6 protein-coding genes, 4 tRNA genes and 2 rRNA genes are annotated in these 6,097 nt (G+C 59.6%); all 12 read right to left on the bottom strand.

The window, feature by feature from the left end; translation table 11 throughout:
• Window positions 1–33: 33 nt before the first annotated feature.
• Window positions 34–582, bottom strand: coding sequence for a 50S ribosomal protein L10 (rplJ, locus tag A9975_RS19620; protein ID WP_017224513.1), 549 nt, complete (start codon window positions 580–582; stop codon window positions 34–36).
• A gap of 429 nt (window positions 583–1,011) precedes the next feature.
• The gene (gene rplA, locus A9975_RS19625) at window positions 1,012–1,707 is read right to left on the bottom strand and encodes a 50S ribosomal protein L1 (RefSeq protein WP_006162337.1); all 696 of its coding nucleotides are present in this window, start codon (window positions 1,705–1,707) and stop codon (window positions 1,012–1,014) included.
• Window positions 1,708–2,139, bottom strand: a complete 432-nt coding sequence (rplK, locus tag A9975_RS19630; RefSeq protein WP_006162338.1) for a 50S ribosomal protein L11 — start codon at window positions 2,137–2,139, stop codon at window positions 1,708–1,710.
• A 198-nt stretch (window positions 2,140–2,337) separates the two neighbouring features.
• Window positions 2,338–2,919, bottom strand: a complete 582-nt coding sequence (gene nusG, locus A9975_RS19635; RefSeq protein ID WP_006162340.1) for a transcription termination/antitermination protein NusG — start codon at window positions 2,917–2,919, stop codon at window positions 2,338–2,340.
• 10 nt (window positions 2,920–2,929) lie between these two features.
• Window positions 2,930–3,310, bottom strand: a complete 381-nt coding sequence (gene secE / locus A9975_RS19640; protein ID WP_006162342.1) for a preprotein translocase subunit SecE — start codon at window positions 3,308–3,310, stop codon at window positions 2,930–2,932.
• 61 nt (window positions 3,311–3,371) lie between these two features.
• A tRNA-Trp gene (locus A9975_RS19645) sits at window positions 3,372–3,447 on the bottom strand.
• Window positions 3,448–3,531: 84 nt separating this feature from the next.
• Window positions 3,532–4,722 carry an elongation factor Tu gene (tuf, locus tag A9975_RS19650; protein ID WP_006164373.1) on the bottom strand — a complete coding sequence of 397 codons (1,191 nt, stop codon included), beginning with the start codon at window positions 4,720–4,722 and terminating at the stop codon, window positions 3,532–3,534.
• Between the two features lie 43 nt (window positions 4,723–4,765).
• Window positions 4,766–4,840 (bottom strand) — tRNA-Thr (locus tag A9975_RS19655).
• A 46-nt stretch (window positions 4,841–4,886) separates the two neighbouring features.
• Window positions 4,887–4,960: transfer RNA gene (locus tag A9975_RS19660), tRNA-Gly, on the bottom strand.
• Window positions 4,961–5,023: 63 nt separating this feature from the next.
• Window positions 5,024–5,109, bottom strand: a tRNA-Tyr gene (locus A9975_RS19665).
• Between the two features lie 343 nt (window positions 5,110–5,452).
• Window positions 5,453–5,565 (bottom strand): 5S ribosomal RNA (gene rrf / locus A9975_RS19670).
• Between the two features lie 136 nt (window positions 5,566–5,701).
• Window positions 5,702–6,097 (bottom strand): 23S ribosomal RNA (locus A9975_RS19675); the annotation flags it as partial.

Genomic DNA, 6,097 nt, shown 5'->3' on the forward strand with positions numbered 1-6,097 from the left:
TCTTGATGAGCCAGGCTGCGAAAGGCTTACGCCTTAAGCAGCTGCGCCTTCGCTCTCGGCGGCGGCGGCAGCGCCTTCGCCTTCGGCAGGGGCGCCTTCGCTCTTCTTGGCGGCCAGTGCAGCCAGCAGACGGGCGAAGCCCGACACCGGTGCCTGCATCACGCCAAGCAGCTGAGCAATCAGTTCGTCACGGCTCGGGATCGAGGCCAGCGCCTTGACGGCAGCAGCATCGAGCACATTGCCGTCATACGACGCTGCGCGCAGAACCAACTTGTCGTTGGTCTTGGCAAAGTCGTTCAGAACCTTGGCCGACGACACTGCATCTTCGGAAATACCGTAGATCAGCGGACCGGTCATTTGCTCTGCGAGGCCGGCAAACGGCGTGCCTTCCACGGCGCGACGTGCCAGCGTGTTCTTCAGAACACGCAGGTACACGCCTTGCTCGCGGGCCTTGGCGCGCAGCTTGGTCAGATCGCCAACCGCAATGCCGCGATATTCGGCTACGACGATGGTCTGGGCTTTAGCGACTTGCGCCGAAACCTCAGCAACGACGGCCTTCTTATCTTCAATATTAAGTGGCACGGTTAAGCTCCAAAACGATGCTTGTCCCCCGGATCGTCCGGGGCACGCACATCAGTCCAAACGAACGGCGTCCGATTTGGCCCGAATCACCCGGGTCATTGCCCGGATTCTTCAATCCCTCGGGTGCGCCATCTGCGCTGGTGGGCCGGGAGGCGTCGCGGCAGGCCGAAGCCACGCTGCGTACGTTCCGTCCGATTAAGGCGAGGCAGCCAACCTACGGCCGCACCCGCCACCAGCGGTCTTTGATAACCAGCGGTGCCTGCCGCGCTTGCGCGCCGGCGGGCACCACTGCCCAAAGCCTTGCTCCTTCATCCTGCGGTGCCCTATCGGGCACCACCTGATTCGGGAGACGATCCCGGCCTGGGCCAGGATCCTCAATTCTTTACGCTGGGCGACGTTATCGGGTCCGCCCTGCGGTTGCCGCCAGCCTTAGGCCGACAGCGAAGCCTGTTCCACGCGAACGCCAACGCCCATGGTGGACGAAACAGCGATCTTGCGCAGGTACACGCCCTTGCTGGTAGCCGGCTTCGACTTCACCAGGGCTTCGATCAGCGCGCTCAGGTTGCGCTTCAGATCGGCGTCCTGGAACGAACGGCGGCCAATGGTGGCGTGGATGATACCGGCCTTGTCGACACGGTATTGCACCTGACCGGCCTTGGCGTTCTTCACAGCCTGGGCAACGTCGGGGGTAACCGTACCGACCTTCGGGTTCGGCATCAGGCCGCGCGGGCCCAGGATCTGGCCCAGCGTACCAACGATACGCATCGTGTCCGGCGAAGCGATCACGACGTCGAAGTTCAGGTTGCCGGCCTTGACTTGTTCAGCCAGGTCTTCCATACCGACGATTTCAGCGCCAGCTGCCTTGGCGGCTTCAGCCTTTTCGCCTTGGGCGAACACAGCCACGCGAACCGACTTGCCGGTACCGGCAGGCAGCACGACGGAGCCACGAACCACTTGGTCCGACTTCTTCGCATCGATGCCGAGTTGCACGGCAACGTCGATGGATTCGTCGAACTTGGCCGATGCGCAACCCTTCACCAGGCCCAGGGCCTCGTCGATCGGGTAGAACTTGGTGCGCTCGATCTTCGCCTTGTTCGCGGCGGTGCGCTTGGAAACCTTAGCCATTTACAGACCCTCCACGGTGATGCCCATCGAGCGAGCCGAACCGGCGATCGTACGGACAGCAGCGTCCAGATCGGCAGCGGTCAGGTCAGCGTTCTTTGCCTTGGCGATTTCTTCAGCCTGGGCACGCGTGATCTTGCCAACCTTGTCGGTGTGCGGCTTGGCCGAACCCTTGGTCAGGCCAGCTGCCTTCTTGATCAGAACGGTCGCCGGGGGCGACTTCATCACGAAGGTGAAGCTCTTGTCGGCGAAGGCGGTAATCACCACCGGCACCGGCAGGCCGGGTTCCATGCCTTGGGTCTGCGCGTTGAACGCCTTGCAGAACTCCATGATGTTCAGACCGCGTTGACCCAGTGCAGGGCCCACGGGCGGGGAGGGATTTGCCTTACCAGCCGGAATTTGCAGCTTGATAAAGCCAATGATCTTCTTGGCCATATTTACTCCAATCCGGACCGCTTCCTGACGGAATGCGATCCTGTTGAGTCGTAGCGCGCTATCGCCGCAGGGATGGTTCATCCACCCCAGCCAGCCTCACGCTCCTCTTGTGGCCAGCCCCTTTCGAGACTGGCCGCTGCATTTTTCGCCGACCTTGCGGCCAACATAAAATGCGAAAACCTGAACCGCTCAAACCACTTAGACCTTCTCGACCTGGCCGAATTCGAGCTCGACCGGAGTGGCGCGCCCGAAGATGGTGACCGAGACGCGCAAGCGCGATTTCTCGTAGTTCACTTCCTCGACATTGCCGTTGAAGTCGGTGAAAGGACCGTCCTTGACGCGAACCATTTCGCCCACTTCGAAGAGCGTCTTGGGACGCGGCTTCTCGACCCCTTCCTGCATCTGGGTCATGATCTTGTCGACTTCCTTCTGGGAAATCGGGCTCGGGCGATTGCGCGCACCGCCGACGAAGCCAGTGACCTTGCTGGTGTTCTTCACCAGGTGCCAGGTCTCATCGGTCATTTCCATCTCGACCAGCACGTACCCCGGGAAGAAGCGACGTTCGGTGACAGACTTCTGCCCACCCTTGATTTCAACGACTTCTTCGGACGGGACCAGGATGCGGCCAAACTTGTCCTGCATTTCGGCGCGCTCGATGCGCTCCTGCAGCGCGCGCTGCACACTCTTTTCCATGCCGGAATAGGCGTGCACCACATACCAGCGCTTCTTCGACGAAGGCGATTCAGCTGCGGGGACTTCCTGTTGTGCGTTATCCGTCATGTTCTATCCTTCATTTCCAGCCCAGCACGAGCGAAAAGATGACCCACTCGATGAGCTTGTCCGCAGACCACAGGAACACGGCCATGATCACGACAAAGACAAACACCAGGCCCGTCATCTGCCCGGCTTCCTTGCGGGTGGGCCAAACGACCTTGCGGACTTCGCGATACGATTCCTTGGAGAAACCGATGAAGTCCTTGCCTGGCGCCGATACCAGCGCGACCACCACGCCCAGCGCAATGCCGCCGAACAGCGCAGCGCCACGCACGTAGGATGGTTGCTGTGCCAGGGCATAGAAACCGATGACGCCGGCAACCACCAGTAGCACCGCGGCGCCAAGCAACCACTTACCACTGGCGGCGTTGACGGTTTCGACGTTGGGATTGGCCATGTTTCGCAAACGAGACTAAGCCGCGTCACGATACTCTCTATCGCGACGCGGCTGATTGAATTGGCAGGGGCAGAGGGAATCGAACCCCCAACCTTCGGTTTTGGAGACCGACGCTCTGCCAGTTGAGCTATACCCCTAAAACAACTTTGGGGTCGGCGATCAGGCCAACCCCTCTGGCAACGAATACGGCCGGTTGGTGCCGTATTCGCTGTTCGACTTTATCAGTCGAGGATCTTTGCCACGACGCCGGCGCCGACGGTACGACCGCCTTCACGGATAGCGAAACGCAGGCCTTCTTCCATGGCGATCGGGGCAATCAGCTTGACCGTGATCGACACGTTGTCACCCGGCATTACCATTTCCTTGTCCTTCGGCAGCTCGATCGAGCCAGTCACGTCGGTCGTACGGAAGTAGAACTGCGGGCGGTAGTTGTTGAAGAACGGGGTGTGGCGGCCGCCTTCGTCCTTCGACAAGATGTAGACCTCGCCGGTGAAGTGCGTGTGCGGCTTGATCGAACCCGGCTTGCACAGCACTTGGCCGCGCTCGACGTCTTCGCGCTTCGTGCCGCGCAGCAGCAGACCCACGTTGTCGCCTGCTTGACCTTGGTCCAGCAGCTTGCGGAACATTTCCACGCCGGTGCAGATGGTCTTGACCGTCGGCTTGATACCAACGATTTCGATTTCTTCACCGACCTTGATGATGCCGCGCTCGATACGACCGGTCACAACCGTGCCACGGCCCGAGATCGAGAACACGTCTTCCACCGGCATCAGGAAGGTACCGTCGATGGCACGTTCCGGCGTCGGGATGTAGCTGTCCAGCTGTTCGGCCAAGGCCAGAATGGCTTGCTCGCCCAGTTCGCCCTTGTCGCCTTCCAGTGCCAGCTTGGCCGAACCCTTGATGATCGGGGTGTCGTCGCCGGGGAATTCGTACTTGGACAGGAGCTCGCGCACTTCCATTTCGACCAGCTCGAGCAGCTCGGCGTCGTCGACCATGTCGCACTTGTTCAGGAACACGATGATGTAAGGCACGCCAACCTGGCGGGCCAGCAGGATGTGTTCGCGGGTCTGGGGCATGGGGCCGTCAGCGGCCGAGCACACCAGGATCGCGCCGTCCATCTGTGCGGCGCCCGTGATCATGTTCTTCACATAGTCAGCGTGGCCCGGGCAGTCAACGTGTGCGTAGTGGCGATTAGCCGTTTCGTACTCGACGTGTGCGGTGTTGATGGTAATACCGCGTGCTTTTTCTTCCGGCGCTGCGTCGATTTCGTCGTACTTCTTGGCCGAACCGCCAAACTTGGCTGCCAGCACCGTAGCAATTGCTGCCGTCAGGGTGGTCTTACCATGGTCAACGTGACCGATCGTACCAACGTTCACGTGCGGTTTAGTCCGCGAGAACTTTTCCTTTGCCATTTCGCGACTCCTGTGTCGGTAGCGATATTGCTAGTGCGGTATTTGGTGCCCATGGGCAGGATCGAACTGCCGACCTCTCCCTTACCAAGGGAGTGCTCTACCACTGAGCCACATGGGCGAAACTTGAATGCTGCTTTTTTAGAACTGCAAGAACCCGGGCAATCTGGAGCGGGTGAAGGGAATCGAACCCTCGTCGTAAGCTTGGAAGGCTTCTGCTCTACCATTGAGCTACACCCGCCGGGTTACCACGCTTTCTGCTTCACCGACACCTGCCGGGTACTCACTACTGCTTTGCAATTCTTGGTGGAGAGGGTTGGATTCGAACCAACGTAGGCGTAAGCCAACAGATTTACAGTCTGCCCCCTTTAGCCACTCGGGCACCTCTCCGCAGTGAACTTCTGATTATGGTGTAACTTTCCTTGGCTGTCAAGCACTTTCCGTACTATGCAAAGTAGGGAAGGACAGGCCTTGGAGCGTTGACCTGGCACCAGCTAGGCTGCCCGATCGCACCATCATCGTCGGCATTCAATAAAGAACACCTTCACCCTATAGGGGCTCGCCGGAGGCTCTAGAACGGCTTCTGGCGGCCTCTCGGGCCTCGCTTTGACTCTCGGGCGGCTCCGCCAGGCTGGCGGGCCCTGGCGGCCGCTGGAGCCTGATCGAGCAAAACCGCAGCAGCCGCAAAAGCAAAACCCCCCAGTACTTTCGTACTGAGGGGTTTCAAGGGAGAGCCTGGCGATTACCTACTTTCACACGGGTATCCGCACTATCATCGGCGTGGAGTCGTTTCACGGTCCTGTTCGGGATGGGAAGGGGTGGTTCCAACTCGCTATGGTCACCAGGCATAAACGGTGGCCGCGTTGAGGTTCGCTCAACGCAGCAAATAGGGATGTAGTAGGGGTTGTGCGTATCGGCCAAGCTGCCTTTTGCTGCTGCAGCGGCACGCGACACTCACACCAGGTAGAAACACACTGGTTATAGGATCAAGCCTTACGGGCAATTAGTACTGGTTAGCTTAACGCATTACTGCGCTTCCACACCCAGCCTATCAACGTCCTGGTCTCGAACGACCCTTCAAGGAGCTCAAGGCTCCAGGGAATCCTCATCTTCAGGCGAGTTTCCCGCTTAGATGCTTTCAGCGGTTATCTCTTCCGTACATAGCTACCCTGCGATGCCTCTGGCGAGACAACAGGTACACCAGCGGTACGTCCACTCCGGTCCTCTCGTACTAGGAGCAGCCCCCGTCAAGATTCCAACGCCCACGGCAGATAGGGACCAAACTGTCTCACGACGTTTTAAACCCAGCTCACGTACCTCTTTAAATGGCGAACAGCCATACCCTTGGGACCGGCTACAGCCCCAGGATGAGATGAGC

This window comes from Cupriavidus sp. UME77, from assembly GCF_014170355.1.
GTDB lineage: Bacteria > Pseudomonadota > Gammaproteobacteria > Burkholderiales > Burkholderiaceae > Cupriavidus > Cupriavidus basilensis.

Excerpts from the sequence above, each read along its gene's own strand:
- rplA (WP_006162337.1), bottom strand. The coding sequence starts at position 1,707 with ATGGCTAAGGTTTCCAAGCGCACCGCCGCGAACAAGGCGAAGATCGAG.
- rplK (WP_006162338.1), bottom strand. The coding sequence starts at position 2,139 with ATGGCCAAGAAGATCATTGGCTTTATCAAGCTGCAAATTCCGGCTGGT.
- nusG (WP_006162340.1), bottom strand. The coding sequence starts at position 2,919 with ATGACGGATAACGCACAACAGGAAGTCCCCGCAGCTGAATCGCCTTCG.
- secE (WP_006162342.1), bottom strand. The coding sequence starts at position 3,310 with ATGGCCAATCCCAACGTCGAAACCGTCAACGCCGCCAGTGGTAAGTGG.
- tuf (WP_006164373.1), bottom strand. The coding sequence starts at position 4,722 with ATGGCAAAGGAAAAGTTCTCGCGGACTAAACCGCACGTGAACGTTGGT.